Here is a 26,684-nt window from a genome sequence, read left to right as displayed (position 1 = left end):
GTGTTGACCTGGTGCGGTTTTCATGAGAACTGCACCGGGTCAGGTGCGGAGCTTGTCGAGTTCTGCTGCGTCTTCGGCGCCGAAGCGGTCTTCGAGGGCTTCGGGTTCGGCGTCGACGTCGATCTGGGCCAGCGGCATGCCGCGGGCGCTGGAGATCGCGCCGAGTCGGCGGGTCGCGCGGTCCGACGCGTAGGCGGTGAGCTCCTCCTTGTCGAGCTGGAAGGGCAGCTCCTCCGGGGCGTCGGCGGGCTGCCACTGGACCTGGGCGATGGCGTGCGGCAGCAGCGTCGCCATCTGGTCCTCGACGACCGCCCAGTTGCGCTCGTCGGCGGCCACGTGCCTGCGGCAGGTGAAGGTGCCCCAGGCCATGTGCCTGCGCTCGTCGTCGCCGATGAGCTTGATGACCTGCTGCATCCCCGGCAGGATGCCGCGGCTGACGCAGATCTTGTGCCAGGCGAAGTAGCCGGTGAGCGCCAGCGTCCCCTCGACCACGTGGTTGTAGGTGACCGAGGCGCGGACCTGGTTCTCCGGGCTGGGGTCGGTGTGCAGCGCCTGCAGCGTCTCCGGCAGCGCCTTGTAGAAGATCTCCCGGTAGCCGGGGTTCTCGGCGACGAACTCGTGCAGGTCGTCGGTGAGGCCGACCGCGTCCATCCACAGCCGGAACACCTGGGTGTGCTTGGCCTCTTCGAAGCAGAACTGGGTGAGGTACATCTCATCGCCGAAGCGGCCCTCGGCGGCCATCGCCGCCATGAACGGCTGGAGGTCCTCGGTGACGGCTTCCTCGCCGGCGATGAACTGGGCGCACAGCCCGGCCACGCCGCGCTTCTCGTCGTCGGTGAGTTGCTGCCAGTCCTGGGCGTCCTGGGTGAAGTCGATGTCGGCCGGGTTCCAGAAGCGGGCGTTGCCCTTGGAGAACAGCCGCAGCGGCAGCGATTCCCAGTTCAGGCCGCGTGCTTGCAGGGAGTGGAAGCTCTCGCGCTGGGCGGGGTGCGTGCTCGTCATTGAACGACTCCGGCTCGCCGTGGTGTGAGGTGCGCTACTCCAGCCAGTTTCGGTACCGGACAGTTTCGCGTCAAGTTCGCCGCGCGCGTATCCGTAGGCTGGCCGCGATGGACGAGCGCAACGCACTCACGGTCGGATTCGACCTGGACATGACCCTCATCGATCCGCGGCCCGGCATGGTCCGCGCCTTCGAGGCCCTCAACGAGGAGTTCGGCACCGAGCTCGACGGGCAGCACTTCGCGTCGAACCTGGGGCCGCCCCTGGAGGACGTGCTGCGCGGATACGGCTTCGACGAGCCGATGGTCGCGCGGCTCGTCACCCACTTCCGCGCGATCTACCCGACCGTCGTCATCGGCGAGACGATCGCCCTGCCGGGCGCCGCCGAGGCCCTGGAAGCCGTGCGCGCCGCGGGCGGGCGGACGCTGGTGGTCACCGGCAAGTACGAGCCCAACGCCGCGCTGCACCTCAAGGCGATGGGCTGGAACGTCGACCGGCTCGCCGGCGGCGTGTTCGGCGCGGGCAAGGGCGACGTGCTGCTGGCCGAGGGCGCGAGCATCTACGTCGGCGACCACTTCGGCGACATCGTCGGCGGGCACGCGGCCGGAGCCACCGCGGTCGCCGTGGCCACCGGCCCCTACTCGACCGCCGAGCTCAGCGACGCCGGAGCCGACGTGGCGCTCAACGACCTCACCGAGTTCCCGGCCTGGCTGGCGGCCCGCGTCTAGCTCCGGCGGGCGCGCACCACGGTCGCGATCACGCCGAAGATCAGGCCCGCCGGGCACAGCAGGGTCGCGAGGCTGACCCACGCCGGGAGGTCTTGATGACCGGTGGCGAAGAGCGCGAAGATCACGATGATGGCGAGCAGGCCGACGCCGAACATCGCCATCGCGACCGGAAGCACTGCGGATCTGGGTGAGTTGCTCGCCATGTGAGCAGCGTATTCACAGCAGCACCAACGGCTGCAACCGGTCTGGGTCGACAAGGATGGGTGACGTGGTCCACCTTCGCGGTACGCTTGGTGGGACGCGTCCCGGCGCGCGCACCTGCGTGGCGTTAACGGGGCGCTTTCGTCGTGACGGGGCGTTTGCCGCGTTGCGGTGGGAACAACGGCAGGGATCGTGGCCCGCGAGCGGGTCAGCGCGCATTCGACAGGGAACGGTGAGGACAGTGCCGACCGGCAGGGTCAAGTGGTTCGACTCGGACAAGGGCTTCGGCTTCCTGACCCAGGATGGCGGGGAGGACGTGTACGTGCGTTCCTCCGCGTTGCCATCTGGTGTGGATGCGCTCAAGACCGGCCAGCGCGTCGACTTCGACATGGCGCAGGGTCGACGCGGCCCGCAGGCGTTGAAGGTGAAGTTACTGGACCCGCTGCCCTCGGTCACGGAGGCGCGCCGCCGTCCCGCCGACGAGCTGCACGGCATGGTCGAGGACATGATCAAGCTCCTGGAGCTGAAGGTCCAGCCCGATCTGGCCCGAGGCCGCTACCCCGACCGCAAGACGTCCAAGCGCATCGGCGAAGTGGTCCGCGCCGTGGCCCGAGAACTCGACCCGGGCGGCAACTGACCGGTTTCAGGAAGACTCCGTGGTCTTCTTGCTCGGCGGTGCGGGTAGCGGAACCTGACACGCCTTCTGGCTCCGGGATCCGAGACTGATGTGTGACCAATACACGGCGCTTCGGCTGTCCTCCCCAGAAGACGTGTCAGAACCCGCGGCGGTGCGAGTGCCTCAGGTGGGGTGCTGAGAAAGCGCTTCCGGCGCTTTCCTGACGCGCGGCCTCACTGCTTGACGTCGAGGACCCAGCTGCCGCCGATGCCGAAGTCGACTCCGCCGTCGGCGCCTTGGGTGAGCACCGCCGAGAACTGCTGGACCTCGACGTGCTCGATGCGGGCGCCGTCCGGCGGCAGCTGCAGCGTGTACGAGTGGCGCGAGTTCGGCGTGAACACCGGGCTGCGGCCGTCCAGCTGCTTGCCGTCGAGACCCTGGTAGAGGAACACCACCTGCCACGGCGCGTTGGCGACCTCGGCGGGGACCGAGATCTGCAGCGGGTCGCGATCGACCATCCGCAGCTCACCCACCGCCTCCTGGTTCGGGGGAGAGCACTGGTCACCGGTCGGGTCGCAGTACTGGGCGGCGTCGACGGCCACCGAGTCCCCGTGCGAGTAGAAGGTCACCTGCGGTTGGCTGGGGGAGGAGCAGCCGGCGGCGAGCCCGGCAGCGGCCACCGCCAGCAGCGGCTTCAGTCCACGATGCACGGCCAGAGCCTACGGGCCGGTGGTCGACCGGGCGGTGGCCGGTGCGCTCGCCGAACGCCGCAGCCGCGATGGCAGCGGGATCACCGGGATCAGCGTGCCGCCGCGGCCCCGCACGACCGTCTGCGACAGCACCAGGGCCAGCAGCGCGGCCACCACCAGGAACCCGATCCAGTACACCGGTGGCAGCAGCACGCCGAGCGCGCCGCCGAAGACCCAGCTCAGCTGCAGGATCGTTTCGGAGCGGCCGAACGCCGAGGCCCGCGAGGCCTCCGGCATGTCCCGCTGGATCACCGCGTCCAGGCACACCTTCGCCAGCGCCGAGGCGGTCGCGCCGACCAGGCCGACGACCACCGCCAGCGGTAGCCCGGCCAGGGCGGCGGCGCAGGCCGCCACACCCATCGCCGCTCCGAGGCAGCCGATGATCAGCCGGTCCGGTTTCTCGAACGTCATCCGCGAGCCCAGCGCGTTGCCCAGGAAGCTGCCGACCCCGGCCGCGCCGCCAACCAGGCCCAGCAGCACCAGCTGCGTGAACGGGTCGTGCTGGGTGTCGTGCTTGATCACGAAAGCGGCGAACAGCGTCAGGAACCCGGTGAGCACGCGGATGCCGCCGTTGCCCCACAGGGCCACCACGACGTGATCGCTCAGCGCCACCTTGCGGGAGCGCCCCCGATCACCGAGCAACGGATCACCGATGGACGTCTGGACCTCGCCCTCGGTGCTCTCCACCCAGCCCGGGATGCGCAGGCACAGCCACACGCCCCCGGCGGCCATCGCGGCCATGAACCACAGCGCGCCCTCCGACCCCCACAGCCAGGCGAAACCGGAGGCGATCGCGCCGAACGCGCCACCCGCCGCCAGACCGAACGCGGTGAGCCGCGAGTTGGCCTTGGTCAGGGTGATCTGGCCGGGCAGCACCCGTGGCGTCATCGCCGCCTTGAGCACGCCGAAGGACTTCGACAGCACCATGCAGCCCAGCGCGGCCGGGTAGAGCAGCCAGCTGTTGAAGTTCAGCGCCATCACCGCGGCCAGCACCACGCGCACCGCGAACGACGCCGCCAGCGCGGCCCTCCGGCCTTGCTGGAGGCGGTCCAGGGCGGGGCCGATCACCGGGGCGATCACCGCGAACGGCGCGACCGTGATCAGCAGGTACAGCGCGACCTTGTCCTTGCTCTCGGCGGTGGCCGCCGAGAAGAACAGCGTGTTGGCCAGCGCGACCGCCATCGCCGCGTCGACCGCGTAGTTGCCCATCCACGCGTAGGTGAACTTGGCCAGCCCGGACCGGTCGGCCCCGTCGGCGTGCGCCAGCGAGAAGAACAGCCGCACCACCCGCTGGGTCAGGTCCTTGCTGCGCCACGCGGCGACCCGGGTGACGGTCAGTTTCTTCGGCGGCGCCGTCCCGCGACGTTCCCGCGCCTCGGGCTGCTCCGGTTCCGCGGAGTCCTCCGGCGCGGCGGAGTGGTCGTCGGGCAGCGGCGGCAGCGGGCTCGTGCCGCCGGGCCGGTCGTCGTAGTCGGGGTCGTCCTGCCAGGGATAACGGCGCCGCTCGGTCTGGCGGGGCCGCTCGGTCTGGCGGGGCTGCTCGGCCTGGCGGGGCTGCTCGGCCTCGTGGGGCTGGTCGGCGTGGGGCGGCTCGAACCGCTGCCCGGACCGCTGCCGGTCGGCGTACCAACCGCGCTTCCCGCGCTGCCCGGCGCCCCAGCCCGGCCGACCCCGCGGCTCGTCCGACCGCTGGTCACGTCCCCGCGTCCCCATGTCCGCCATCCTGCCCCACCTCCCTTCGCCACGACCGGGTTGCGGGCGAGCCCGTCGCAGTTCGCCCTCACGAATAAGAAGGAGGCGGAAAGCCGCCGAAAAATACAGCTGGACACGATCAGGCTACGAAAATGCGGGCTAGATCACCCCTGCGAGTGATCGATTCACTCGGGCACGAACCGCACGCGGAACATCGACGGCCAGTTCTTCCCGGTCAGCAGGAACTCGTCGGTACCCGGCACTGCCGCGATCCCGTTGAGCACGTCGGCACCGGCCCGCTGCTCCGGCGGCAGCAGCCCCTCGGCGTCCACGACGGCCGTGACCTGCCCGTTCGCCGGATCGATCCGCATGATCTCGTCGCTGCCCCACACGTTCGCCCACACCTGGCCGCCCGCGCACTCCAGCTCGTTGAGCTCCTCCACCTGCGAGCCCTCGCGGGTCACCGGCACCTCACCGACCTGGGCGAACGTCGCCGGGTCGCGGAAGGTCAACCGGTCGCTGCCGTCGCTCATCACCAGCCGGTTCCCGTCGAAGCACAGGCCCCAGCCCTCACCCGGGTACTCCACTCGGCGCAGTTCCCGCAGGGTCGCCCGATCGCGCTCGAACGCAACCCCTTCCTGCCAGGTGAGCTGCCAGATACGGTCACCCGTGACGGTGATCCCCTCACCGAAGAACTCGGCAGGCAGCCGTACCTCGTGCCGCGCCGCGCCGCCCTGCGGATCGCCGGCGCGCAGCACCGAGGAGCCGCGCAGGCCGGTGCCTTCGTAGAGGGTGCCGTCGGCGATTTCCAAGCCCTGAGTGAACGAGGAGCGGTCGTGCGGGAGCACGTTGATCACCTCGACTCGAAGGTGTGGCAGGCTTCCCGCGTGCCCAACGCCCTGATCGGTTTGCTCGCGGTCGTGCTGGCCGTCGTGCTGCGCTGGTACCTGCGCCGAGCACGCAACGCCGAGTCCGATGGTGAGCAGCACTCCGCACAAGAGACGGCCAGTGTGAGCAAGTCGCACCCCGAAAGCTTGACACGCCCGGTCACTCCGAGTGCCACTCCGCTCCGGATCAGCGGTCCGACGGCCTCGGCGGAGACACAGCCGACTGCGGCGCGGAGCGCGTACGGCACAATCGAGCATGTGACGCCTATGCCTGCTCCGATGACCAGCCCAGGCGCGGATGCCCCGTACGACGACGCCGGGCAGCCTGCCGCCGAGCCGTTGAACCCGGAGCTCGCGGCGGCCGAGGACGTCGCCCGAGCCGCGGCGGAGGACGAGGCTCGCCCCGGCGACGACCCGATCGGTTCGCCGGTGCTGACCCTGGACACCACCGAAGGCGACGTCGCCGACAGCACGACGTCCCCGGTCGGTGCGCACGTCGGCGTCGAGCCCGAGGGCCCGAACGCGGTCACGCACTACTTCGAGTCGAACTACCCCGGCTACGTCGGCTGGCGCTGGGCCGTGACGGTCGCCAGCGTCGGCGCGGGCGAGCCGGTCACGGTCAGCGAGGTCGTGCTGCTGCCCGGTCCGTCGGCGCTGACCGCGCCGGACTGGGTTCCGTGGCGCGACCGCGTCCAGCCCGGTGACCTCGGCGCGGGTGATCTGCTGCCGACGAGCCCGGACGACCCGCGGCTGGCCCCGGGCCACCTGACCAGCGACGACGAGCAGTTCGCCGACGTCGCCAAGGAGGTCGGTCTCGGCCGCAAGCGGGTGCTCAGCTTCGAGGGCCGCACCGACGCCGCCGAGCGCTGGCACTCCGGTGACTTCGGCCCGCGCGCCGACACCGCCAAGCTCGCGCCCGCGGCCTGCGGGACCTGCGGTTTCTTCCTGAAGCTGTCGGGTTCGATGGGCAGCGCGTTCGGCGTCTGCGCCAACGAGTTCGCCCCGGCCGACGGCCGCGTGGTCAGCGTCGAGTTCGGTTGCGGCGCGCACTCCGAGGTCGACGTGGACGTCTCGTCCACGGTTCCGGTCGCCGAGATCGTCTACGACGACGCCACGCTGGAGTTCGAACCGCGCGGCACGGAGCGCGGGTGAACGAGCCGGACCGCTTCGGCGCGGCCGGACTGCGGCGTGCCGTGCTGCAGTCCTGGGAGTCCTCCCCGACCCGGTTCCGGGAGGACGCCAACGCCGAGGAGGACCTGCGCCTCGGCGGCTACCGCGACCGCCTGCTGGTCGAGCTCGCCCAGAACGCCGCCGACGCCGCCGGTTCCGACGGCGTCCTGAGCGTGGAGCTCGTCGGTGACGAGCTGCGGGTGGCCAACACCGGAGCCCCGTTGACCGCCGAGGGCGTGGCCGCGCTGGCCTCGCTGCGCGCGTCCGCCAAGCGGGAAGGCGCGTCGGTCGGCCGGTTCGGCGTCGGGTTCGCCGCGGTGCTCGCGGTGTCCGAGGCGCCCAGCGTGCTCTCTACGTCGGGTGGTGTGGCGTTCTCCGCCGAGCGCACCCGCGAGGCCGCCGCGCAGCTGCCCGGACCGGCCGAGGAGCTGTCCCGCCGCGAGGGCGCCGTGCCGGTGCTGCGGCTGCCGTGGGAGGTCGACGGCACCCCGCCGGGGGGCTTCACCACCGAGGTCCGGCTGCCGCTGCGCTCCGATGTGGACGCGACGGCGCTGCTGGACTCCTTCGCCGACCAGGCCCCGGGCCTGCTGCTGTCGCTGCCCGCGCTGACCGAGATCCGCATCGGCCGCCAGACCTGGCAGCGCGATGACGAGGACGTCGATCGCGTCGTGGTGCGCGGACCGGTGCGCAGCGACCGCTGGCTGGTGCACCGGACGTCGGGCGCGCTGAGCCAGTCGGTGCTGTCCGGGCTGGGCGCGGAGAGCCGTTCGGCCGCGCACTGGCAGGTCACGTGGGCCGTTCCGCTGGATTCCGAGGGCCTGCCGATCCCGCTGGCCGAGGACGTGCTGCACACCCCGACCCCGACCGAGGAGCGCCTGTCGCTGCCCGCGCGGCTGCTGGCGAGCGTGCCGGTCGAGGCCGACCGGAGGCGCGCCGCGGCCTCGCCCGCGACCGACGAGGTCCTGACCTTCGCCGCCGAGTGCTACCCGGCGCTGGTGGACAAGCTGCCCGGCCCGCACCGCACGGCCCTGGTGCCGTTGCCGGGATTCCCGCTGTCCGATGTGGACGACAAGCTGCGGCAGGGCGTCAACGACCGGCTGCGCGTCTCGGCCTGGCTGCCCGGGGCGGGCGACAAGCCGGTCGCGCCGCTGGAGGCCCGCGCGCTGGAGCAGGTCTCGCCGGAGCTGGTGGAGCTGCTCGAAGACGTCGTGCCCGGTCTGCTGGCCCCGGAGCTCTCCGACGCCCGGCACCGCCGCTCGCTGCACGCGCTGGAGGTCCGCAGGCTCGGCGCCGCCGAGATCGTCGAGGCCGTCACCGGCCTGAGCCGCGAACCGCGCTGGTGGTACCGGCTCTACGACGCGCTGGCCCCGGTGGCCGAGGCCGATCCGCAGGCGCGCGAGGAGTTCACCGCGCTGCCGGTGCCGCTGGCCGACGGCCGCACCGTCAACGGCGTGCGGGACGTGCTGCTGAGCCGCCCGGAACGCGACCTCGACCCGGCCGCGCTGCTGTCCGCCCTGGACATCTCGGGGCTGCGCATCGCCCACCCCGAGGCCACCCACGCGCTGCTGGAGAAGCTGGGCGCGCACCCGGCCGGACCGGCCGAGCTGCTCGACGCCCCGCCCCTGGCCGAAGCCGTGCGCAGCAGCGTCTCCGACGCGCTGACCGGCGTCGACGTGGGCCCTCTGGCCGAGGCCGTGCTGCGGCTGGTCGAGGAGTCCCACCCGCGCGACTGGCTGGGTGCGCTGGCGCTGCCCGACGACGAGGGCGACTTCCGGCGAGCCGACGAGCTGCTGCTGCCGGAGGCCGCGCTGCTGACGGTCATCGACACCGAGCACCTCGGCGAGGGCGCCCCGCTGTCGGTGCTCGACGACGAGGTCGCCCAGCGCTGGCCCACGGAGCTGCTGACCTCGATCGGCGTTCTGGACGGGTTCGGCGTGTTCGTCGAGGACGATCCGGTGGAGGCCGACGACCGGTTCCCGAACGCGCGGCAGTGGTGGGCCGAGCAGGAGGCCGACCGGCCCGAGGAGTGGCCGCCGCCGCGGTTCGTCGGCATCCGCGATCTCGACCTGGTCGCCGACGACGCCTGGCCGGCCGCGATCAGCCTGCTCACCCGCGACCCGGACACGTTGCGCGCGCTCCGCGAGCCGCACGGCTACTCGGCTTGGTGGATCTCCCGGTTCGCGCTGATCGAGGGACACCCGCCGCGGCACTGGCGGCTTCCCGGGGCCGACGAGCTCACGGGCGTCTACGACCCGGTCCCGGACGTGGATCTCGGCGTCGAGGCGCTGCGGCTGGCCGGTGTCCGCGCCGAGCTGCGCATCGACGACGGCGACGACGCCGAGGACCTGCTGGAGCGCCTCGGCGACCCGGACCGCGCGATCCGCGCGGGCACGGCGCTGCGCGCGCACCAGGTGCTGTCGGAGGCGGTCGCCGCGGGGGTCGTGGACGCCTCCGACCTGGAGCCGCCGGAGATGGTCCGCTCGGTCTCGGGCGCGGTGGTCAGCACCGGCCGCGCCGTGGTGCTGGACGAGCCGTGGATGCTCGGCGTCCTGGAGGCCCCGCTGGTCATCGCCGGTGGCAGCCCGGAGCAGTTCGACGCCGAGGCGCTCGCCGAGCTGCTGGACCTGCCGCTGGCCTCGGAGGAGAACACGCTGCGCGTCCCGGACCCGGGCCGCGTGCAGCGCTGGTCGGAGGTCGCCCGCGTCCCGTCGGGTTGCGAGCTGCTGGGCATCGACGTCCCGGACGGCGAGATCGCGCTGCACGACAAGCTGCGCGTCCAGGCGTCGACGGGCGAGCACCAGGTCCACTGGTGGGTCGAGCCCAACGGCAAGGTCCACGCCGAACGCACCCCGGACGGTCTCGCCCGAGCCCTGGCGTGGGCGGCGAACGCCTGGCCGCAGCGCTTCGCCCTGGCAGCGCTGCTCGCCGACCCGGAAGCCACGACCCTGCTGCGCTAATCGCTCAGCGACCGCAGGAAGCGCTCCCAGACTTCGGTTTCGAAGCGGAGCGTGCCTCCGTCGCGGTCCTTGGTGTCCCGGACCCCGACCTGGTCAGCACTCCAGCCGACCTCGACGCAGTTGCCCTCTTGGCCGCTGTGGCTGGATGTGCGCCAGTCGTCGATCACCCGTCCACCTCCATCGCTTCCGCGCGAGCCAGGACGAGGCTCGCGGAATCCGCTGGGCACAGCGCCATTTCCGCCACGTTAGTAGCGGTTTCGAGAAACGGATAGATCTCTTCGGGTTCGTCGAGGAACAATCCTGATCGGCGTTGTTCGAGGTAGACGATCGGCCGTTGCCTCGCGAACTCCTGGATCAGCACGCTGCCGTACAACGCCCAGTGGACTCCCGCGCTGAAGGGCACGACCTGCACGGTGACGTGGTCGTACCTGCTCATCCGCGCTATGTGGCGCAACTGCCCGGCCATCACGCGGTGACCGCCGACCGGTCGCCAGAGGATCGACTCGTCCAGCAAGGCGTGCAGCTCAACCGGTTTCGCCCTGGTCAGCAGGCGCTGCCTGCCGATGCGCAGCGAAACCCTCGATTCGACGACGTCTTCGTCCAGGCCGCCGTTGCGCATGACCGCTCGGGCGTAGTCGGCGGTCTGCAGCAGTCCCGGGACGAATCCGGGCGACACGTCGGTGATCTTCGTGGCTCGCTGCTCGAATTCCAGCAGTGAGATGAGGTGAGATGGCAAACCCGGACGGCTGACCGCCCACCAGTGCTTCTGATGCGCGTCGTGGGCGAGTTCCAGGAGGCGCTTGCGCTCGTTGCCCCGGATGCCGAGCGCGCCCAGGATGATCGCGATCTCGATGCCGGTCGGGACCTTCTCGCCGGACTCGATGCGTCCGAACGTCGCCCGCGACCAGCCGCACACCTCGGCCAGCTCCTCCAGCCGCAGCCCGGCGTCCTTCCTGAGCCGCCGGATCTCCACGCCCAATCCCCGGGCACGTGCAGTTGTCATACGCAGAATCTATTTCAGGGCCTGAGACGACACCATTACACAATCTAATGAACGAGATTGCCTCCTCGATCGCTGGGACGATCTCATGTCCTCGACCAAGGAGGAGAAATGACGGAATACCTCACCCACATCTGGCGCCCCATCCCCGGAGGCCGCCACGCCTTCCCGGCCTCAGCGCTCCGAGAGAGCCTCGATGACCAGGTGAAATCCCACTGCGGCGCGGAAGCTCAGGCCGCGCGCCTGCACGACGCCACGGAGATCGACTGGATCATCGAACCCACCTGCAACACCTGCTGGAAAATCCTCAAGGAAAATCCGTGAGAAAGCTCGACGCGATTCTCACGGCCTGAGGACGATTCTGCCGAAAACCGTTCCCGCGTCCATCTGCTCGTGCGCTTCGGCCGCTTGATCCAGCCTCAGAACGTCGTGCACGACGGGGTGCAGGTGGCCTCGGACGGCGGCGTCGAACTGCCGGGAGCGGACGGCGCTGCGCTCGTCGAGCGGGACGCTGTCGAGGCTGAGGGTCGCGAACGACCGCGACTGCTGGAAGGACCGCAGGAGCCGCGCTCCGAAATCGGCGGAGGCATCCCGGCGATCACGCCGACGGCGACCATGCGGCCGTTGGGAGCGAGGCGGTCGAGGAATTCCGGCGTCCCGTCACCGCCGACCACGTCGATGATCACGTCGAAGTCGCCGGGTTCTCCGTTTCCACCCCGGTCCAGCACTCGCGTCGCACCGAGCCCGCGGAGCCGTTCGCCGCGCTCCGGCGAGGACGTGGTGACCGCGACGGTGCTCGCCCCGCCTCGGGCGGCGAGCTCGACGGCCGCGATCCCGATGCTGCCCGCCGCGCCCCGCACCAGCACCGACTCACCGGAGGCGAAACGAGCGCGATCGAGCGCGAAGTGCGCGACTCCGGCCGAACTGCCCAGGGTTGCGGCGTCGACGGCGGGGAGTGCGTCGGGGAGTGCGGTGATGTCCTCGACGCGGGCAGCGGCTCGTTCCGCGTAGCCGCCGCTCGTCCCGGTGAAGGCCCACACGCGCCGCCCGAGCCACGTCCGATCGACGCCGTCTCCGAGGTCCTCGACCACACCGGCGACCTCGCTGCCCGGGATCAACCCCTCGGCGAACCCGAGGCCGCCGAGCGTGCCGCGGCGGATCACGGCATCGACCCCACCGACGCCGATCGCCTCGGTCCGGACCACGACCTCACCGGGTGCTGGGACCGGGTCCGGCACCTCGCGCACCGTCATCCCGGACGGGTCACCGAACCGCTCGATCACCACCGCGCGCATCTGTTCCTCCTGTTCAACGCCTTGCTGAGGGGTACAGTCCGGACAGTAGTGGACGCCGGCGTCCGCTTAGCGGAAGTGAGAACGAAGGCGGGAGAAGTGACTCAGAACCTCCGCGCGGACGCGCGGGAGAACCGCGATCGGATCCTCGGCACGGCTCGCGAGCTGCTCTCCGAGCGGGGCTTGGGGATCTCGATGCGCGACGTGGCCCGGCACGCGGGCGTGGGGCCCGCGACCCTCTACCGGCGGTTCCCGACGAAGCAGGTGCTGGTCGACGCTGCGTTCGCCGATGAACTGCGCGCGTGCCGGCAGATCGTCGAAGACGGTTGCGCCGACCCGGATCCCTGGCGAGGTCTGACGACCGTGATCGAGGGTCTGAGCGTGCTCAACGCGCGGAACAGGGGGTTCGTCGACGCCTACATGTCGGCCGGAGGCCGGACGTCGCTGTTCGCCCGCCACCGCTCCGCCGTGCTGCGTCAGCTGGAGGCGCTCGCCGCGCGGGCGAAGCGGGAGGGGAGTCTGCGAACCGATTTCAGCGTCGACGACCTGGTGCTCGTCCTGCTGGCGGGCCGCGGTCTGTCGTCGACGAGCCCTGAGGTGCGGACGGCCGCGGCCCGTCGCTTCGCCGCGCTGGCGCTGGACGCGTTCCGCGCCGACAGCGGCAACGGGGCGCTTCCCCGGTGCCCGAGCCTCATCGGTGAGGTGGCCCGGCTCTCGTGATTCGGGGGAGAAGTCAGGTGTCCAGGCCCGAGAGGCCCTGCCAGGAGCCTCGGGAGCCTCGACGGGCGGCGCTGCGTTGCCAGCGGAAGACGCCGTAGCCGATGATGCCCAGCGTCGTTCCCGCGACGCAGCTGAAGAACTGGATGTCGAAGGTGCCGTCGACGAGGTCGCGCCAACCGAACAGCACCGCGCCCGCGAACCACAGGAAGGTGCCGAACAGGACCACCGGCGTCGGGTCCGCCAGCCTGCGCGGCAGCGAGGGGACCGGCCGGTGATCTGCCTCGGAGGGGGCGCGTTCGCCGTCTTGTACCACGTCAGGCAGGCTACTCCCGGTAACAACGGCCCGCGCATAGGCCACCGTGATGGGAAAGTTTCGTATGGTGGAGAGAACCGAGAGCAAGACCTCGCTGCTGGATCGCTACTTCAAGATCAGTGAGCGCGGATCCAGCGTGGGTCGAGAGGTGCGAGGTGGCCTGGTCACCTTCGTGACCGTCGCCTACATCATCGTGCTCAACCCGCTGATCCTCGGCAGCGATTCGCCGAGCGACGCCGGGGCCAAGCACGACGTGCTGGGCAACATCCTGCCGATCCCGCAGGTCGCGGCCGCCACGGCGCTGGTCGCCGGCGTGATGACGATCCTGTTCGGACTGATCGCCAACTACCCGTTCGCCATCGCCACCGGCCTGGGCATCAACACCCTGCTGGCCGTGACGATCGCGCCGCAGGTGACCTGGCCCGAGGCGATGGGTCTGGTGGTCGTCGACGGCATCGTCATCCTGATCCTGGTCGCGACCGGGTTCCGCACCGCCGTGTTCAACGCGGTGCCCGCCGATCTCAAGGCCGCGATCGCGGTCGGCATCGGTCTGTTCATCACCTTCGTCGGTCTGGTCGACGCCGGGTTCGTGCGGCGCCTGCCGGACGCGGCCGACACCACCGTTCCGGTGGGCCTGGGGATCGACGGCTCGATCGCCTCCTGGCCGACCGCGGTGTTCGTCTTCGGCCTGGTGCTGACCTCCATCCTGGTGGCCCGCAAGGTGCGCGGCGGCATCCTGATCAGCGTCGTGGTCACCACCGTCCTGTCGATCATCGTCGAGTCGGTCTTCCACGCCGGTTCCTCCAGCGACTCCGGTCAGACCGGCTGGAACCTGGGCTACCCGGCGCTGCCGGAGCAGATCGCCGGGATGCCGGACCTGTCGCTGGTCGGCGACATCTCCTTCGGCGCCTTCACCCGGCTGCCCGCGCTGGCCGCCGCGATGCTGGTGTTCACGCTGGTCCTGGCGAACTTCTTCGACGCGATGGGCACGATGACCGGCCTCGGCAAGGAGGGCGAGCTCACCGACGAGAAGGGCAACCTCCCGGGCATCGGCAAGGCGCTGGCCGTCGAGGGCCTGGGCGCGGTGGCCGGTGGTGTGGGCTCGGCGAGCTCCAACACGGTCTTCGTGGAGTCGGCTTCGGGCATCGCCGAGGGCGCGCGCACCGGTCTGGCCAACGTGGTCACCGGTGCGCTGTTCCTGGCGGCGATGTTCCTGACCCCGCTCTACCAGGTGATCCCGGTGGAGGCCGCGGCTCCGGCGCTGGTCGTGGTGGGCGCGATGATGCTCGCGCAGATCCGCCAGATCGACCTGTCGGACTTCACGGTCGCGCTGCCTGCGTTCCTGACCATCGCGGTCATGCCGTTCACGTACTCGATCGCCAACGGCATCGGTGCCGGGTTCGTCAGCTACGTGCTGCTGCGGACCTTCACCGGCAAGGCCCGCGAGGTGCACCCGCTGATGTGGGTCGTGGCGGCCGCCTTCGTCCTGTACTTCGCCTCCGGCCCGCTGAGCTCGGTGCTCGGGGTCTGAACCACTGCCGAAAGAGGCACTCGCGTCCAGGAAAACTCGGACGCGAGTGCCTCTTTTTCGCGCTTCGGGCACGGGTTGTGGCCTGACCTTTTGGCGCTGTGAGCCATGTTCACGTCAAATGCTCCGTTCGGAGGCATCCGCTGGCTAAGGTATGCGACCACTGGTCGTCTGATCAGTTTGTCCGAATTCCCGAGATAGTTTGGTAGACTAACGACGTGTCCGATATCGCGGAGCGCGAACGCACCCTGGCAAGCCGCCTGCGGCTCGCGGTCGTTCGCCTGAACCGGCGGTTGCGCGCGCAGCGGGCCGATTCGGCCCTCACGCTGTCCCAGCTGTCAGCCCTGTCCTGCCTGCACAAGGCCGGTTCCATGACGCCGGGAGAGCTGGCGTCCAAGGAAGGTGTCCAGCCTCCCTCGATGACCCGGGTCATCGCGGCGCTGGAGGAGAACGGTCTGGTGGTCCGGCGACCGCACCCCACCGACGGCCGGCAGGCCATCGTCGAGGTGACCGAGCCCGGTGCCGCCCGAGTGGAAGAGGAAGTCACCATCCGCGAGCGATGGCTCGACCAGCACCTCGCGGAGCTCGACGCGGAAGAGCTGGAGGTGCTGTCCCGCGCCTCCGAGATCATCGACCGGCTGGCCAGTCGATGAGCGAGAGCTGAGAGGCGGTTCGCGGAAGCGTGGTTGACCAAGTTCGAAGGTCTGCGGAAGACGAGGACGCCGAAGACCCGGTCAACCGGCAGACGCGGTCCGCGACGGATCGGGAAGTGGACGCCGGCGGAGGGATGTTCCGCTCGCTGCGCGAGCGCAACTACCGCTACTACGCGTCCGGGCAGGTCGTCTCGCTGACCGGGACCTGGATGCAGCGGGCCGCGCAGGACTGGCTCGTCCTGGAGCTCTCCGGTGGAAGCCCGGCCGCGCTCGGTCTGGCCGTGGCGCTGCAGTTCCTCCCCACCCTCGCGCTCACGCTGTGGGCGGGGGTGTTCGCCGACCGGTTCGACAAGCGCCGGATCCTGATCGTCACGCAAAGCGCCCTGGGCCTCTGCGGCTTCGCGCTGGGGACGCTCGACGTGACCGGGATCGTCGCCCTCTGGCACGTCTACGTGCTGTGCTTCGTGCTCGGATGCTTCTCGGCGGTGAACGCGCCGGTGCGGCAGTCCTTCGTGGTGGAGATGGTCGGTCCCGCGCAACTGACCAACGCCGTCGCGCTGAACTCCATGACCTTCAACCTGGCCCGCATCGTCGGGCCTGCGATCGCCGGCGTCGCCATCACCGCCGTCGGCACCGGATGGGTGTTCCTGGTCAACGGGCTGAGCTCGGTGGCCGTGGTCGCCGGTCTGCTGCTGATGGACACCGCCCTGCTGCACCGCGCCAAGGCAGTGGGCAAGGAACGAGGTCAGCTCCGGGCGGGCCTGCGCTACGTGCGCGGCCGCCCGGACCTGGTCGTCGTGCTGGTGCTGGTGTTCTGCATCGGCACCTTCGGGATGAACTTCGAGAGCACCTTCGCGGTGATCGCCCGCAACGTGTTCCACCACGACGCCGACGGCTACGGCATGCTCATCACGATGCTGGCCGTGGGCACGCTGACCGGCGCGACGCTGGCCGCCCGCCGCAGCGCCCGGCCCGGCTCCCGGCTGCGGCTGATGCTGGTCGGCGCCGGGGTGTTCGGGGCGCTGGAGGCGCTGGCCGGGGTCATGCCGTCCTACTGGCTGTTCGCGGCGACGCTGGTCCCGATGGGCGTCGCGGTCATGACCTTCACGACCAGTGCGAACTCGACCGTGCAGCTGGCCGTCGAGCCGACGATGCGAGGTCGCGTGATGGGCCTCTACATGTTGCTGTTCATGGGGGGCAAGCCGCTCGGCGGTCTCGCCTCGGGTTGGCTGGCGGAGGTCTTCGGGCCGCGCTGGCCGGTGCTGCTCGGTGGCCTGCTCTCGTTGGCCGCCGCGGTCGGAGGCGCTCTCGTGCTGTCTCAGCAGCGCAAGAAGGGGTTGATCCAGCCACAAGGTTAGGCTAACCTAATACATGTCCGCTTCGTGGTGGGAGCGGTAGTCAGTTCGGGAACAGATCGAGCCCCGGCCTCCTTCGGGAGACCGGGGCTCGATCATTACCGGCGGCAAGAACTTGTCGGAGCACTCACCGCCGAGCCGGGGCCCACGATTTCAACGGAAGTCGGGTGCCCGATTTCCATTGAAATCGCGTCAGGCCGTGGGCAGGCGCAGGCCGTTGAGGCCCTTGCGGGCGTCGTCGAAGCGCTTGGCGACCTCGTCCCAGTTGACGACGTTCCACAGCTGCTTGACGTAGTCCGCCTTCACGTTGCGGTACTGCAGGTAGTAGGCGTGCTCCCAGATGTCGAACACCAGCAGGGGAGTGGTGGCGATCGACAGGTTGGAGTGGTGGTCGCGCAGCTGCTGGGTGATCAGCCGCTGACCGACCGGGTCCCACGCCAGCACGCCCCAGCCGTTGCCCTGGATCGTGGTCGACACCGCCTCCATCTGGGCGCGGAACTTGTCGAACGAGCCGAAGTCCTGGTCGATGGCCGCCGCCAGCTCGCCCGTCGGCTTGTCGCCGCCGTTCGGGGACAGGATCTTCCACCACACCAGGTGCATCGAGTGCCCCGCGAGGTTGAACGCCAGCGTGGTCTCCAGGCCGACGATCGAGGAAAAGTCGCCCTTGTCGCGCGCCTCGGCGATCTTGTCGATCGTGTCGTTCGCGCCCTTGACGTAGGTGGCGTGGTGCTTGCTGTGGTGCAGCTCGTTGATCTCCCCGGAGATCGCCGGCTCCAACGCCGCGTAGTCGTAGTCCAACTCCGGCAGCACGTACTCGGGCACCGGGGTCTCCCTCCGTAGTCGACACCATCTGGTTGTTGCCACCCTATGGCAATTGCTCAAGGGTGGCTACAGGTGCCCTCGGAGCGTCAGCCCGCCGGCCAGCTGTGCACCGGATCGCCGTTGTCGGCCAGCTCGATGTAGCGGCGCAGCATCGACGTCAGCGCGGCATGGCGATCCGCGCCGTCGGCCTCCAGCCGCGCGACCGCGTCCCGCTGCCAGGTGGCGCCGTTGCGGCGGTTCAGGCACCGCTGCTCGATGACGCCGAGGTAGCGGGAGCGCGCCTCGTCGGAGACCCCGCAGGCCGCGAGGCCCTCGTGGGCCATCGGCAGCAGGCGGCGCAGGACCAGCTCGTCCGGCCTCACCCAGCCCGAACCGGGCCAGTAGAGGTGCGCGTCGAAGCCGTGCCGGGCGCCCGCGTAGAAGTTCTCCTCGGCCGCCGCGAACGACATCTGAGTCCAGAGTGGACGATCATGCTCGGTCAGCGCGCGCTGCGCGCCGTAGAAGAACATCGCGTTCGCCACGATGTCGACCACCGACGGGCCCGCGGGCAGCACTCGGTTCTCGATCCGCAGGTGCGGCACACCGTCGACCAGGTCGTAGACCGGGCGGTTCCAGCGCCAGATCGTGCCGTTGTGCAGCCGCAGCTCGTTGAGCTTCGGGGCGCGGCCGTTGTCCAGCGCGGCCACCGGATCCTCTTCCTCCGGTTCCGGCAGCAGCGCGGGGAAGTAGCGGACGTTCTCCTCGAACAGGTCGAAGATCGAGGTGATCCACCGCTCGCCGAACCACACCCTCGGCCGCACGCCCTGGTTGCGCAGCTCCGTCGGACGGGTGTCGGTGGCCTGCAGGAACAGCGGGATCCGCGTCTCGTGCCAGAGCGCCTTGCCCAGCAGGAAGGGGGAGTTCGCGCCGAGCGCGACCTGGACGCCCGCCAGGCACTGGGCGGCGTTCCAGTGCGCCGCGAAGTCCTCCGGCGCCACCTGCAGGTGCAGCTGCACCGACGTGCACGCCGACTCCGGCGCGATCGAATCCGCGTAGGAACGCAGCCGTTCCGGTCCCGCGTCGGCCAGCGGAACGCCCTCCATGTCCAGCAGCATCTCCTCGCCGCGGGCCATGATGATCTGGTCGTTGAGCACCGCGTAGCGCGGATTGCTCGTCAGCGTCGACGGGTCGAAGTGCAAGCTGCTCAGCGTCGGTAACGACCCGATCATTGCGATCTTCGCGCCCGCGTCGTGCGCCCCGGCGTCGGCTCTGCGCAACGCCGCCCGCACGCCTTCCTCCAAGCGCAGCGCGCTGTCGCCGGCGAGCACCCGCGGTTCGACGTTGAGCTCGATGTTCTGCTGCCCCAGCTCGGTGGTGAAAATCGCCTCGCTGATTTTCTCCAGCACCACCACGTTGTTCATCGACGGCTGCATGTGCTCGTCCACCAAGCACAATTCCATCTCCAGCCCCATCTGTTGATGGGGGAAGGAGAATTCACCATCGGCGAGCATGCGGGCCAGGGCGTCCAGTCCGCGTTGCATCTTGTTCCGATAGCGTTGCCGATCAATCGGTTTGAAGGATCGATCGTCCACGTGCCGTCCCATGCCGTCTCCCCTTTATCGGCAGCACGTCAGCGCCCAGCGCTGGGGGAACCACCGTGACACATCCCCACCTGCGGAGCCAGCGGCCAAAACGGTGTCAGCCGCGCAACGCCCCCACCTCGCGAACGCGCACGGCATTCAGCCTTTCCCGCTCCGCTGAAACGCGTTGAAATGGGCCGCCGGGAGCATTCCCGCGCGCTGTTCGGTGTTGCCCGCACGGGCAATCGGTCCAATCCGAGCCGGAAGTGGACGGCAACCAGTCCACCGTGATCCGGAGACCCCGGCATCACGCAGCGTCGCCCCTCTCGTCTGTTGGGGCGAGAACTTTCCCACCACTTCCGCGCGGCACTCGCGAAGTTCTCACAACCACCGCACGAGCAGGTCTGAACAAATCCACCGAGGCGAATCCGAAAATCGTGCATAACGCCACATCCCTTCCCGTCACCGACCCCAACTCCGCAACACCAAGGCCCCCTTTCACCCACCGATTCGTGACCCCGCCAGGAGGAAGGGAACCTTCCTGCCATCGCCGCGGGCGAGCAGGGGAACCTTCCTGTCACGTCCCCGCGGGCGGGCGCGTGCGTGGGAACCTCTCGCTCATGCCGGACCCGGACGTGGGGAGCGTGGGAACCTTCCTGTCACCGGCGGTCGCGGTGCGGATGGGACAATGCCCGTCGTGGCGGAGATGGTCGAGATCAGCGACGTCGACGATCCTCGGGTCGACGACTTCCGCGATCTGTCCCGCGCGGACCGCAGGCCGGACCGGCCCGGCGGGCGCGGGCTGGTGATCGCCGAGGGCGTGGTGGTGGTCGAGCGGTTGCTCGCCTCGCCCTACCCGGTGCGGGCGTTGTTCGGGGTGCGTCGCCGGATCGAGGAGCTGGCCGAGGCCACCGCCGGGCTCGACGTGCCCGCCTACGCCACCGACGCCGACGTGATGGCGCGCGTCGTCGGGTTCCACCTCAACCGCGGTGTGCTCGCGGTGGCCGACCGGGCGCCGGTCGTCGACCCCGCCGAGCTGATCGGCCGCGCGCAGCGGCTGGCCGTGCTCGAAGGCATCGGCGACCACGAGAACCTCGGGGCGCTGTTCCGCAACGCCGCCGCGCTCGGCGTCGACGGCGTGCTGCTCGGCGCCGGGTGCTCGGACCCGCTCTACCGGCGCAGCGTGCGGGTGTCGATGGGGCACGTGCTGCGGGTGCCCTTCGCCCACCTCGAATCCTGGCCCGCCGACCTGAAGATGCTGCGCGAGGAGGGGTTCCGCATCGCCGCGCTCACCCCGCGCGGGGACTCCCGGCCGCTGCGCGAGGCCGGGCTGGATCGCGGGAAGACCGCCGTCCTGCTCGGGTCGGAAGGCCCGGGGCTGACCGACGAGGCCATCGAGGCCGCTGACGTCGCGGTGCGGATCCCGATGGCCGGCGGGGTCGATTCGCTCAACGTCGCCACGGCCGGGGCCATCACCTTCCACGCGCTGAGCGGGGCCTGATGGACGCCGGTTGGGAGCTGCACGCGCGGTCCGGACGCGCCGTGCTGGTGCGCGGCGACGGCGCCGAGTACGACCCGGCGCGGCTGCGGCTGCCCGAGGCGCTCGTCGCGGCGCTGCACGAGTGGGCCGGCGTGGCCGAGCTCGTGCAGAACGGCGAGTCGGCGCAGACCGGGGAGATCGTGTCCCGCCGCGGACGGCAGCTGGCGACGCGACTCGCCGCCGAGACCGGTGGCCGCGTCGGCTACGTCGATCCGCTCAGCGGGGAGCTCGCCCAGATCGGGCGGCCGCGTTCGGCTCAGGCGATCCGACGCGGAGGGCGACCGGTCGCGCCGGTGAACCCGACGCCGTGGGGGACCGGGCTGATGATCAGCGCGGTCATCGCGGCGATCGTGGCCGTGACGCTCGCCGTCGTCTCCCAGGGGCTGGCCGACGTCAGCGGCGTTCTCGCGCTGTTCGTCAACATCGCCATCGCCGCCGGGTTCGCGCCCTCGATCTGGCTGGGCCGCAACGTGCCGGTCTGGCGGTGGGTCGCCTTCGGCACCGCGGCGGGCCTGGTGATCTCCTGGATCGTCGGGCTGCTCAGCCTGCTCGGACCCGGCTGAGAACGAGAAACGGCCAGGCCGCGAAGGCCTGGCCGTTCTTCGGAGAACCTGCTCAGCGGTGCGAGCGGACGCCCAGCAGCACGTCCTCCCACGACGGCACTATCGGGTGGCTCTTGCGGGCGTTGCGCTTGGGCTCGGCCTTGGTGTCCTCGGCGGACTCGGTCTCGGCCTTGGCCGGTTCCTCGACCGGCTCCGGGGTTTCCAGGTCCAGCGTCGGCTCGGCGGGCTCGACGGGCTCCGGTTCCGGTGGTTCGACGCGCTGCAGCGTCGGCTCGGCGCGGGCCACCGGGGCGTCGGGCAGCACGGGCTGCGGCTCCGGCTCCGGCTCGATCGGTGCCGGGCCCGGCTGCTGGTCGAGCTGCAGCGCTTCGCGGGCCAGCTCGGTCACCGGTCGGACCGTGCGCAGCGGCCGGTTCGGCGACGGGTCGAGCAGGTCGACCGCGTGCTCGTCGAGCGAGGCGACGGTGCCGCCGTGCGCGCCGGGGTGGAACACCCAGTGCGCGCTGTTCTCCGAGCGACCGGCCTGCCAGGACAGCTCCACGACCCACTTGTTGTCGTCGCCGCGCCAGGCGTCCCAGTTGGCCTCGGTGTACTCGTGGCCGCGCATCCCGAAGGTGTGCGCGATGACCTCGCCGAGCGTCTGCACGTCGGGGCCGTCCTCGCGGACCGGGTGGGCGCGCTGGGCCATCTCGGCGATCTGGGCGCGTTCGAGCAGCACCGGGTACGCGTAGCGCTCGATGCGGTGCTCGGGCAGGCCCGAGGTGGCCGCTATCTGGGCGACGGACGCGCCGGAGCGGATGCGGGCCTGGATCTCGCGCGGCCGCATCTGCTGCTCCATCTCGATCTGCACCTGGCCCAGCCGGGTGAGGTCGCCGCGGGAAGCCGCGCGCAACCGCTCGTCGGCGGGCACGGTGAATCGCTCACCGTTCTCCGGGTCCTCGCAGATGACGGATTCACCGTCCTCGTCGAGCCCGACCACTCGCAGCGCTCGCATCACGCCAGCCTCCCGCCGACCTACATGTCACCAAGCTGTGACAGTAACCCGGCGCGCCGCCTTGACGCGGGAGGCACGCCGGGTACTCGTGTCGTTCGTTGGTCGCCCTGTCGGCTTCGATCTTGCCCTATGCGCGCGGGTCGCGCGAATGAGTTGAACTACTCAACTCCTGCGACTATCACTCGTGGTGATCAACTTCGTCGCTGATCGCGACCGCGAAACGGCAACGGCCGCCGGGGAAATCCGCAGGTCGCGGATGTCGCCCGACGGCCGCATAGCGCGATCAGGACAGCTTTGAAATCACCCAGTCGATGGACTTGGTCAGCTGGGTGATGTCGTCCGGCTCGATGGCCGGGAACATGCCGATCCGCAGCTGGTTGCGGCCCAGCTTGCGGTACGGCTCGGTGTCGACGATGCCGTTTGCGCGCAGCGCCTTGGCGATCGCGGCGGCGTCGATCGAGTCGTCGAAGTCGATGGTGCCGACGACCTGCGAGCGCTTCGCCGGGTCGGTGACGAACGGGGTCGCGTGCTCCGAGGCCTCCGCCCAGTCGTAGAGGCGCTTCGAGGACTCCTTGGTGCGCGCGTCGCACCAGGACAGGCCGCCCTGGCCGTTCATCCACTCGATCTGGTCGGCCAGCATGAACAGCGTGGCGACCGCCGGCGTGTTGTAGGTCTGGTCCTTGCGCGAGTTGTCCAGCGCGGTCGGCAGCGACAGGAACTCCGGCACCCAGCGGTCCGAAGCGCCGATCTCGTTGACCCGCTCGATCGCGGCCGGGCTCATCGCGGCCAGCCACAGCCCGCCGTCGGAGGCGAAGGACTTCTGCGGAGCGAAGTAGTAGACGTCCACGTCCGAGGCGTTGAAGCCCAGACCACCGGCGCCCGAGGTGGCGTCCACGGCGATCAGCGCGTTCTCCGAGCCCGCCGGGCGGGACGGCGGCAGCATGACGCCGGTGGAGGTCTCGTTGTGCGCCCAGCCGATCAGGTCGACGCTCGGGTCCGACACCGGCTCCGGGGCGTCACCCGGCTCGGCGGAGACCACGACCGGGTCGCCGAGGAAGGGAGCGGTCTTGGCGGCCTTGGCGAACTTCGAGGAGAACTCGCCGTAGGTCAGGTGCAGCGAGCGCTCGCGGATCAGACCGAAGGTCGCGGCGTCCCAGAACGCGGTGGTGCCGCCGACGCCGAGCACGACCTCGTAGCCCTCGGGCAGCGAGTACAGCTCCCGCAGTCCCTCGCGGACCCGTCCGACCAGGGACTTCACCGGCTTCTGGCGGTGGGAGGTGCCCATCACCGCGGCGCCCTCGTTCGCCAGCCGCGCGAGCTGCTCCGGGCGCACCTTGGAAGGTCCGCAGCCGAATCGGCCGTCCGAGGGCTGGAGTTCGTCGGGCAGCTTCAGGGTCGTCGGGTCGGTGGTCTCGGCCTGCGTCATTCCGGCGCCTCCGGGCGTTGTTGTGGTGACTGTGCGGGTCGGTGAGAATCCCGTCCCCGCGCGCCAGTGGCCAGGTCCGCCGGCGCCATTGCCGGCTCGGCTCAAGTGTTGCAGCAGGGTTACCGCGCGGTGTCCGGCGGCTGCTGCCGCACCGCAACTTACTGCTGTTCGCCTCCCCGGCCAACCACACTGTGGCCCAGAAGGCCCGTTCGAGTCGGACTGATCAGGCGAATCCGGGCGCTCCGCAGCACTTCTTGTACTTGCGTCCCGAGCCGCACCAGCAGGTGTCGTTGCGGCCCGGTGGCCAGGGGAGACCCGACCGTCGTGGGCCTCCTCGAAGACGAAGTCGTCCGGGGCCTCGGGGTCGGCCGGGTCGATGCCGAAGGAAGCGGCGAACTCCTCCACGGCGGTGACGGTGGTGGGAACCAGGCAGGCGCCCGTGGGGACGTCGGCGAGCTCGCGCTGCACCGAGCGCCGGTAGTCCTCGTGCGTCGTGCCCTCGTTCCACCACTCCGGGTGCTCGGCGACCGAGCGGGCGAACTCCTCCGCGGTCCACAGCGGGACCGGGTAGAGGGTGAGGGAGAGGTTCCCCTCCTCGTCCACGAGGCCGTCGAGGTCGCCTTCCTCGTCGGTGATCCGGTGGATCCCCTCGCTCACCTCCTCGTGGTGCGCGGCGCAGCGATGGACGAACTCGTCCATCGCGTCGGCGGGCATGCCCTGGTCGCGGCGGGCGTGCCAGCGCTCCATGAGCAGGTCGAACCCCTGATCGGTGGCCTCCAGCGGCTCGTCCAGCGACGGGACGATGTGGTTCGCGCCCGCGTTGAGCCAGCGCATCCCCTCGGCGACGTCGCCCGAGGCGGCGAAGCCGTAGTGGACGTCCATGTAGGTCATCGCGACCTTGCTCGGCGTGCGGCGCAGCTCGTCGAGCAGCGGCGCGGCCTCGTCGGCGCGCCCGTGGGTGAGCAGGTAGGCGATGTAGGCGCCCTTGCCGCTGAGCGGACCGGCGTCGACGTCGAGCTTGAATGCCCTGGTCACGGCGTCGCGCTCGCGTTCGTGCTCGTCGGCCAGGTGCCAGTTCTCGGCGGCCTGGACGAGTTCGGAGCACGGGTCGTCGCAGAGCGCCGCGTCCTCCTCGAGGGCCTGGGCGTTCTGGACGTGCACACTCCGCGAATCGGTCACGAGCTCAAGGTAAACCCCGGTGGGCCGGTCATCGGACCGGCCCACCCGGGGCTCACACGGGTGCGATGACCTGCGTGATCGTGTCCCAGCCCGCGACGTCCTGCGGGGAGCGCGGGGCCGGGCCGACGTACTGCGCCGACGGCCGGACCAGGCGCCCGGTCTTCTTCTGCTCCAGGACGTGCGCCGACCAGCCGGCGAGCCGGGCGGCGGTGAACATCGAGGGCATCATCGTCGTCGGCACCTGGGCGAAGTCGAGGACGACGGCCGCCCAGAACTCCACGTTGGTCTCGATCTGGCGGTCGGGTCGCCTTTCGCGCAGCTCGGCCAGCGCGGCCTGCTCCAGCTCGCGGGCCACCTCGAAGCGGGGGGCCTTGAGCTGGTCGCAGGTGTTGCGCAGGACGCGGGCGCGCGGGTCCTCGGCGCGGTAGACGCGGTGCCCGAAGCCCATCAGCCGGTCACCTCGGTCGAGGATGTCGGCCACCACCCGGCGGGCGTCGCCGGTGCGCTCGACCTCCTCGATCATCGGCAGCACCCGGGCCGGGGCGCCGCCGTGCAGCGGGCCGGACATGGCGCCGACCGCACCCGACAGGCTCGCGCCCACGTCGGCGCCGGTGGAGGCGATGACGCGGGCGGTGAAGGTCGAGGCGTTGAGCCCGTGCTCGGCCGCCGACACCCAGTAGGCGTCCAGCGCCTGCACGTGGGCCGGGTCGGGCTCGCCGCGCCACCGGGTCAGGAACTGCTCGGTGGTGGTCCTGGCCTCGGCGATGCGGGCGTGCGGGACCGGCGCCTGGTCGCCGCGCGCGGACTGGGCGATGTAGGACAGGCCGAGCGAGCAGGCCCGCGCGAGCTGCTCGCGCACCTGCTCCGCCTCGATGTCGAGCACCGGCTCGAAGCCGAAGGCGGGTGCGGTCATGGCCAGCGCGGCCTGGGCGTCGGCCCGCACGTCGCCGGTGCGGACCGGCAGCGGGAGGTCCTCGGCGAGCGGCAGCCCACCGCCGAAGGCCCCGTCGACCAGCAGCGTCCAGACGTCGCCGAAGGAGACCGTGCCCACCAGGTCCTCGATGTCCACGCCTCGGTAGCGCAGCGCGCCACCGTCCCGGTCGGGTTCGGCGATCTCGGTCTGGAAGGCGACCACGCCTTCCAATCCGGGGCGGAATTCGCTCATAGCTGCCTCGTCTCCTGGTCGTAGGGGTGCGCGCGTGCGGTTGGGCGGGCGGCGTGGCGGGGGTGTCCGCCCACAGTGCACCGCCGGGGGAAGAACCGGCAATGGAGTCGGGGTGGGAAAAAATTCCGAGATGAGTTGACGCGGGGGGAATGGATGGTTTTGCTCCCCGTGGAAAAATTCCGGAAAAATTGTTGTTTCGCAACGCGGCGATCCGGACGAATCGGTCGTCCGATCAGGGGCTGACCCCACCCGGGTGTGTTAAGGATTCAGACATGCACCTCGCCCCGCACGAGCGCGACAAGCTGCTCGTCTACGTCGCAGCGCAACTGGCCCGCGAACGGATGGACCGCGGCCTCAAGCTCAACCACCCCGAAGCGATCGCGCTGATCACCCACCACGTCGCCGAGGGCGCCCGCGACGGGCGCACCGTGGCCGAGCTCATGCAGAGCGGGCGCGAGGTGCTGCGCGCCGACCAGGTGCTCGACGGCGTGCCGGCGATGATCCACGACGTGCAGGTCGAAGCGACCTTCCCGGACGGGACCAAGCTCGTCACCGTCCACGACCCGATCACCTGAG

General features: G+C 70.5%; 26 protein-coding genes and 1 pseudogene. 12 read left to right on the top strand and 15 right to left on the bottom strand.

Translation table 11 applies throughout. From position 1 onward, the window contains the following. Positions 1 to 39: 39 nt before the first annotated feature. Positions 40 to 1,002: a R2-like ligand-binding oxidase gene (locus tag REH65_RS15295; RefSeq protein WP_406692927.1), complete on the bottom strand. Its 963-nt coding sequence runs from the start codon at positions 1,000 to 1,002 to the stop codon at positions 40 to 42. A gap of 107 nt (positions 1,003 to 1,109) precedes the next feature. On the opposite strand from REH65_RS15295, the gene REH65_RS15290 reads away from it, so the two are divergent. Further along, the gene (locus REH65_RS15290) at positions 1,110 to 1,727 is read left to right on the top strand and encodes an HAD family hydrolase (RefSeq protein WP_406692925.1); all 618 of its coding nucleotides are present in this window, start codon (positions 1,110 to 1,112) and stop codon (positions 1,725 to 1,727) included. Here REH65_RS15290 and REH65_RS15285 read toward each other — a convergent pair. Next, a complete protein-coding gene (locus REH65_RS15285) occupies positions 1,724 to 1,930 on the bottom strand; it encodes a hypothetical protein (RefSeq protein WP_406692924.1) in 207 nt (68 codons plus the stop codon). The two genes, REH65_RS15290 and REH65_RS15285, sit on opposite strands and share 4 nt — an antisense overlap. A 239-nt stretch (positions 1,931 to 2,169) precedes the next feature. Here REH65_RS15285 and REH65_RS15280 point away from each other — a divergent pair, with 239 nt between their 5' ends. Continuing rightward, entirely contained in the window at positions 2,170 to 2,565 is a 396-nt protein-coding gene (locus REH65_RS15280; RefSeq protein ID WP_281456943.1) for a cold-shock protein, read from the top strand. Between the two features lie 212 nt (positions 2,566 to 2,777). Here the strand turns inward: REH65_RS15280 and REH65_RS15275 are convergent, their stop codons facing one another. The 3 genes from REH65_RS15275 to REH65_RS15265 form a co-directional block, all read right to left on the bottom strand. Next, complete coding sequence (locus REH65_RS15275) at positions 2,778 to 3,254, bottom strand: DUF2771 family protein (RefSeq protein ID WP_281456942.1); 477 nt, start codon at positions 3,252 to 3,254, stop codon at positions 2,778 to 2,780. Positions 3,255 to 3,263: 9 nt separating this feature from the next. Continuing rightward, positions 3,264 to 5,006 carry an MFS transporter gene (locus REH65_RS15270; RefSeq protein WP_406693170.1) on the bottom strand — a complete coding sequence of 581 codons (1,743 nt, stop codon included), beginning with the start codon at positions 5,004 to 5,006 and terminating at the stop codon, positions 3,264 to 3,266. Between the two features lie 164 nt (positions 5,007 to 5,170). Then, a complete protein-coding gene (locus REH65_RS15265) occupies positions 5,171 to 5,971 on the bottom strand; it encodes a glutaminyl-peptide cyclotransferase (RefSeq protein WP_406693169.1) in 801 nt (266 codons plus the stop codon). Positions 5,972 to 6,151: 180 nt separating this feature from the next. Between REH65_RS15265 and REH65_RS15260 the strand changes: the two genes are divergently transcribed. Then, positions 6,152 to 7,024 carry a DUF3027 domain-containing protein gene (locus REH65_RS15260; RefSeq protein ID WP_281457923.1) on the top strand — a complete coding sequence of 291 codons (873 nt, stop codon included), beginning with the start codon at positions 6,152 to 6,154 and terminating at the stop codon, positions 7,022 to 7,024. After that, a complete protein-coding gene (locus tag REH65_RS15255) occupies positions 7,021 to 9,999 on the top strand; it encodes an ATP-binding protein (protein WP_406692923.1) in 2,979 nt (992 codons plus the stop codon). Before REH65_RS15260 ends, REH65_RS15255 begins: the two co-directional genes overlap by 4 nt. On the opposite strand, the gene REH65_RS15250 is transcribed toward REH65_RS15255, so the two are convergent. Both REH65_RS15250 and REH65_RS15245 read right to left on the bottom strand, forming a co-directional pair. Further along, positions 9,996 to 10,166, bottom strand: a complete 171-nt coding sequence (locus REH65_RS15250) for a DUF397 domain-containing protein (RefSeq protein ID WP_406692922.1) — start codon at positions 10,164 to 10,166, stop codon at positions 9,996 to 9,998. The genes REH65_RS15255 and REH65_RS15250 overlap by 4 nt on opposite strands. Next, positions 10,163 to 11,002, bottom strand: a complete 840-nt coding sequence (locus REH65_RS15245) for a helix-turn-helix domain-containing protein (RefSeq protein WP_406692921.1) — start codon at positions 11,000 to 11,002, stop codon at positions 10,163 to 10,165. Before REH65_RS15245 ends, REH65_RS15250 begins: the two co-directional genes overlap by 4 nt. Before the next feature lie 108 nt (positions 11,003 to 11,110). Here REH65_RS15245 and REH65_RS15240 point away from each other — a divergent pair, with 108 nt between their 5' ends. After that, positions 11,111 to 11,323: a hypothetical protein gene (locus tag REH65_RS15240; protein WP_281457919.1), complete on the top strand. Its 213-nt coding sequence runs from the start codon at positions 11,111 to 11,113 to the stop codon at positions 11,321 to 11,323. A gap of 18 nt (positions 11,324 to 11,341) precedes the next feature. Here REH65_RS15240 and REH65_RS15235 read toward each other — a convergent pair. Continuing rightward, positions 11,342 to 12,294 (bottom strand): annotated as a pseudogene (locus tag REH65_RS15235) (zinc-binding dehydrogenase). Between the two features lie 96 nt (positions 12,295 to 12,390). On the opposite strand from REH65_RS15235, the gene REH65_RS15230 reads away from it, so the two are divergent. Further along, positions 12,391 to 13,011 (top strand): TetR/AcrR family transcriptional regulator, encoded by a 621-nt coding sequence (locus REH65_RS15230; protein ID WP_406692920.1) that lies wholly within the window; start codon positions 12,391 to 12,393, stop codon positions 13,009 to 13,011. Positions 13,012 to 13,024: 13 nt separating this feature from the next. Here REH65_RS15230 and REH65_RS15225 read toward each other — a convergent pair whose 3' ends face one another. Beyond that, the gene (locus REH65_RS15225; protein WP_281457916.1) at positions 13,025 to 13,324 is read right to left on the bottom strand and encodes a DUF2530 domain-containing protein; all 300 of its coding nucleotides are present in this window, start codon (positions 13,322 to 13,324) and stop codon (positions 13,025 to 13,027) included. Between the two features lie 64 nt (positions 13,325 to 13,388). On the opposite strand from REH65_RS15225, the gene REH65_RS15220 reads away from it, so the two are divergent. From REH65_RS15220 to REH65_RS15210, 3 genes are all read left to right on the top strand, one after another. Further along, positions 13,389 to 14,855 (top strand): NCS2 family permease, encoded by a 1,467-nt coding sequence (locus REH65_RS15220; RefSeq protein WP_281457915.1) that lies wholly within the window; start codon positions 13,389 to 13,391, stop codon positions 14,853 to 14,855. Positions 14,856 to 15,070: 215 nt separating this feature from the next. Continuing rightward, a complete protein-coding gene (locus REH65_RS15215; RefSeq protein WP_406692919.1) occupies positions 15,071 to 15,505 on the top strand; it encodes a MarR family winged helix-turn-helix transcriptional regulator in 435 nt (144 codons plus the stop codon). Positions 15,506 to 15,621: 116 nt separating this feature from the next. Continuing rightward, positions 15,622 to 16,863 (top strand): MFS transporter, encoded by a 1,242-nt coding sequence (locus REH65_RS15210; RefSeq protein WP_406692918.1) that lies wholly within the window; start codon positions 15,622 to 15,624, stop codon positions 16,861 to 16,863. Between the two features lie 189 nt (positions 16,864 to 17,052). Here the strand turns inward: REH65_RS15210 and REH65_RS15205 are convergent, their stop codons facing one another. Both REH65_RS15205 and REH65_RS15200 read right to left on the bottom strand, forming a co-directional pair. Next, positions 17,053 to 17,682, bottom strand: a complete 630-nt coding sequence (locus REH65_RS15205) for a superoxide dismutase (RefSeq protein WP_093415409.1) — start codon at positions 17,680 to 17,682, stop codon at positions 17,053 to 17,055. An 86-nt stretch (positions 17,683 to 17,768) separates the two neighbouring features. Next, on the bottom strand, positions 17,769 to 19,265 hold the full coding sequence (locus tag REH65_RS15200; RefSeq protein WP_406692917.1) for a glutamate--cysteine ligase: 1,497 nt from the start codon (positions 19,263 to 19,265) through the stop codon (positions 17,769 to 17,771). 664 nt (positions 19,266 to 19,929) lie between these two features. Here REH65_RS15200 and REH65_RS15195 point away from each other — a divergent pair. After that, positions 19,930 to 20,742 carry a TrmH family RNA methyltransferase gene (locus REH65_RS15195; RefSeq protein ID WP_406692916.1) on the top strand — a complete coding sequence of 271 codons (813 nt, stop codon included), beginning with the start codon at positions 19,930 to 19,932 and terminating at the stop codon, positions 20,740 to 20,742. After that, a complete protein-coding gene (locus REH65_RS15190) occupies positions 20,742 to 21,344 on the top strand; it encodes a DUF2537 domain-containing protein (RefSeq protein WP_406692915.1) in 603 nt (200 codons plus the stop codon). The genes REH65_RS15195 and REH65_RS15190 overlap by 1 nt, the downstream gene beginning before the upstream one ends. A gap of 52 nt (positions 21,345 to 21,396) precedes the next feature. On the opposite strand, the gene sepH is transcribed toward REH65_RS15190, so the two are convergent. The 4 genes from sepH to REH65_RS15170 form a co-directional block, all read right to left on the bottom strand. Beyond that, positions 21,397 to 22,338: a septation protein SepH gene (gene sepH / locus REH65_RS15185; RefSeq protein ID WP_406692914.1), complete on the bottom strand. Its 942-nt coding sequence runs from the start codon at positions 22,336 to 22,338 to the stop codon at positions 21,397 to 21,399. A gap of 283 nt (positions 22,339 to 22,621) precedes the next feature. Beyond that, the gene (serC, locus tag REH65_RS15180; protein ID WP_281457908.1) at positions 22,622 to 23,764 is read right to left on the bottom strand and encodes a phosphoserine transaminase; all 1,143 of its coding nucleotides are present in this window, start codon (positions 23,762 to 23,764) and stop codon (positions 22,622 to 22,624) included. A gap of 223 nt (positions 23,765 to 23,987) precedes the next feature. After that, the gene (locus REH65_RS15175) at positions 23,988 to 24,272 is read right to left on the bottom strand and encodes an SEC-C metal-binding domain-containing protein (protein ID WP_406693168.1); all 285 of its coding nucleotides are present in this window, start codon (positions 24,270 to 24,272) and stop codon (positions 23,988 to 23,990) included. Positions 24,273 to 24,995: 723 nt separating this feature from the next. Further along, positions 24,996 to 26,108 carry a citrate synthase 2 gene (locus tag REH65_RS15170; protein WP_281457906.1) on the bottom strand — a complete coding sequence of 371 codons (1,113 nt, stop codon included), beginning with the start codon at positions 26,106 to 26,108 and terminating at the stop codon, positions 24,996 to 24,998. Between the two features lie 272 nt (positions 26,109 to 26,380). Between REH65_RS15170 and REH65_RS15165 the strand changes: the two genes are divergently transcribed. Continuing rightward, a complete protein-coding gene (locus tag REH65_RS15165) occupies positions 26,381 to 26,683 on the top strand; it encodes an urease subunit gamma (RefSeq protein WP_406692913.1) in 303 nt (100 codons plus the stop codon). Position 26,684 lies beyond the last annotated feature (1 nt).

It is taken from the genome of Saccharopolyspora sp. ID03-671 (genome assembly GCF_045278815.1).
Taxonomy (GTDB): domain Bacteria; phylum Actinomycetota; class Actinomycetes; order Mycobacteriales; family Pseudonocardiaceae; genus Saccharopolyspora; species Saccharopolyspora ipomoeae.
This window is presented reverse-complemented; position numbering and strand designations above follow the sequence as displayed.

Coding starts and splice junctions, on each gene's coding strand:
- REH65_RS15295 (WP_406692927.1), bottom strand. CDS start 1,002: ATGACGAGCACGCACCCCGCCCAGCGCGAGAGCTTCCACTCCCTGCAA.
- REH65_RS15290 (WP_406692925.1), top strand. CDS start 1,110: ATGGACGAGCGCAACGCACTCACGGTCGGATTCGACCTGGACATGACC.
- REH65_RS15285 (WP_406692924.1), bottom strand. CDS start 1,930: ATGGCGAGCAACTCACCCAGATCCGCAGTGCTTCCGGTCGCGATGGCG.
- REH65_RS15270 (WP_406693170.1), bottom strand. CDS start 5,006: ATGGGGACGCGGGGACGTGACCAGCGGTCGGACGAGCCGCGGGGTCGG.
- REH65_RS15260 (WP_281457923.1), top strand. CDS start 6,152: ATGACCAGCCCAGGCGCGGATGCCCCGTACGACGACGCCGGGCAGCCT.
- REH65_RS15245 (WP_406692921.1), bottom strand. CDS start 11,002: ATGACAACTGCACGTGCCCGGGGATTGGGCGTGGAGATCCGGCGGCTC.
- REH65_RS15240 (WP_281457919.1), top strand. CDS start 11,111: ATGACGGAATACCTCACCCACATCTGGCGCCCCATCCCCGGAGGCCGC.
- REH65_RS15220 (WP_281457915.1), top strand. CDS start 13,389: ATGGTGGAGAGAACCGAGAGCAAGACCTCGCTGCTGGATCGCTACTTC.
- REH65_RS15200 (WP_406692917.1), bottom strand. CDS start 19,265: ATGGGACGGCACGTGGACGATCGATCCTTCAAACCGATTGATCGGCAA.
- REH65_RS15195 (WP_406692916.1), top strand. CDS start 19,930: ATGCCCGTCGTGGCGGAGATGGTCGAGATCAGCGACGTCGACGATCCT.
- REH65_RS15190 (WP_406692915.1), top strand. CDS start 20,742: ATGGACGCCGGTTGGGAGCTGCACGCGCGGTCCGGACGCGCCGTGCTG.
- sepH (WP_406692914.1), bottom strand. CDS start 22,338: ATGCGAGCGCTGCGAGTGGTCGGGCTCGACGAGGACGGTGAATCCGTC.
- serC (WP_281457908.1), bottom strand. CDS start 23,764: ATGACGCAGGCCGAGACCACCGACCCGACGACCCTGAAGCTGCCCGAC.
- REH65_RS15170 (WP_281457906.1), bottom strand. CDS start 26,108: ATGAGCGAATTCCGCCCCGGATTGGAAGGCGTGGTCGCCTTCCAGACC.
- REH65_RS15165 (WP_406692913.1), top strand. CDS start 26,381: ATGCACCTCGCCCCGCACGAGCGCGACAAGCTGCTCGTCTACGTCGCA.